Here is a 1516-nt window from a genome sequence, read left to right on the forward strand (position 1 = left end):
AAGAGATAATAAAAAATGAGTTAACACTAGAAGAGAATTATACGGTTGTAGATAAGTTTGTCGGTTTTATCAAAACTCTTTCTCTCAAATCTGCCTCAAGAGGGATTATAAATTTAACAGGTGGTGAGCCTTTTTCCTATAAAAACTTGAGACCTCTCCTTGCCTATATTTTCAAATTTAAAGAGTATATATCATTCAATTTTCTCTCTAATGGAACGATGATAAACAATAACATTATTGCTTTGATTAAAGAGTATCCACCATTTTTTGTACAGATTAGTATTGATGGAGATAGAGTAGCCCATAATCGTATTAGAGGAGATGGGGCTTTTGAAAAATCATTAGATGGGATTAGAGTGTTAAAAGAGAGTGATATACGAGTAGTCATCTCATTTACAGCACACAAAGAGAACTATAAAAGTTTTCCAAAGGTCGTAAAGATAGCAAAAGAGCTAAAGGTCAATAGAGTTTGGAGTGATAGGCTCATACCTGAGGGAGTAGGTATTGGTCTAACAAATCAGCTTTTTAGTCCAAAAGAGACCTTTGAGTATGTTTTGATGATGAAAAAAGAGCAGATTAAAAACAGTTTAAACCCTTTTTCTCAAACAGAAGTGACGATGAATAGATCACTGCAGTTTGTTCCTTTTTTGGATACCCCTCACAAATGCACAGCTGGTAAATATCTTTTTGCACTGCTTCCCAATGGTGTGGTGCTTCCCTGTAGAAGACTGCCCATAGAGATAGGTAATATCAAAAATCTTACATTTGAGGATATTTATAACCACAATAGCCTAGTCCGAAAGCTAAAAACATCAGAGGGTGATGTGGTGGGGTGTGAGAAGTGTCTGTTTAAAAAGAGTTGTAATGGTGGATTAAAGTGTCTATCTTATTCCGTCACAGGTTCACCATTTACTAAAGACCCAGGGTGCTGGAGAAGCTAATATATGGGAACGAGTCGCCACCTTAAAAATCAAAAAAAATTAAATATTTCTACTAATTCCATACTCGTCCAGTTAAACCCAACTACAAACATCCAAAATTTCTATCTTAGAAAAATGTCCAATATTATTAGAAATCAACTCCTCACCATTAGCAATAGTTATACTAGCAATCATCAAATCCATATCAGCAACAACCACACCTCTCTTTTGCATATCAGCTTTTAATATGCCAAACATTTTCGCAGACTTTTTATCAAACTCATAGACCTTGATATTCTCAAAAATTATCTCAACTTGTGGCAAATACTTTTTGTTATCTCTCTTTTTCAAGCCATACACAAGTTCAGCATAGTTAACAGTAGTAGAAGCCAACTCTCGCTGATGTTGAATAAATTTCTCTTTTACCACCTCCGAACCTCGTAAATAATAGCTAATCGTATCTGTATCTAAGACCATAAATCTATCTCTTTATTGACCCTGCTATTGCGAATATCATTCAATAGATTTTTGGCATCCTCTTCTGCCATTACTCCAAATGTTCTCTCTATCCAGTTCTCATTTTTTGGTTTTTTACT

Annotated in this window: 2 protein-coding genes; one reads left to right on the forward strand and one right to left on the reverse strand. The window is 34.7% G+C overall.

The features are described 5' to 3' along the window. Positions 1-941, forward strand: a 941-nt coding sequence (locus GSY74_RS07325) for a radical SAM/SPASM domain-containing protein (protein ID WP_164664451.1), incomplete at its 5' end; no start/stop codon positions are given. 72 nt (positions 942-1013) lie between these two features. Here GSY74_RS07325 and GSY74_RS07330 read toward each other — a convergent pair. Then, on the reverse strand, positions 1014-1397 hold the full coding sequence (locus GSY74_RS07330; protein ID WP_255494578.1) for a PIN domain-containing protein: 384 nt from the start codon (positions 1395-1397) through the stop codon (positions 1014-1016). Positions 1398-1516 lie beyond the last annotated feature (119 nt).

The sequence above is a fragment of the Sulfurovum sp. bin170 genome, assembly GCF_010892395.1.
Classification (GTDB): domain Bacteria; phylum Campylobacterota; class Campylobacteria; order Campylobacterales; family Sulfurovaceae; genus UBA1140.

Bases quoted from the DNA above. Each gene is read 5' to 3' on its own strand.
- GSY74_RS07330 (WP_255494578.1), bottom strand. From the start codon at position 1,397: ATGGTCTTAGATACAGATACGATTAGCTATTATTTACGAGGTTCGGAG.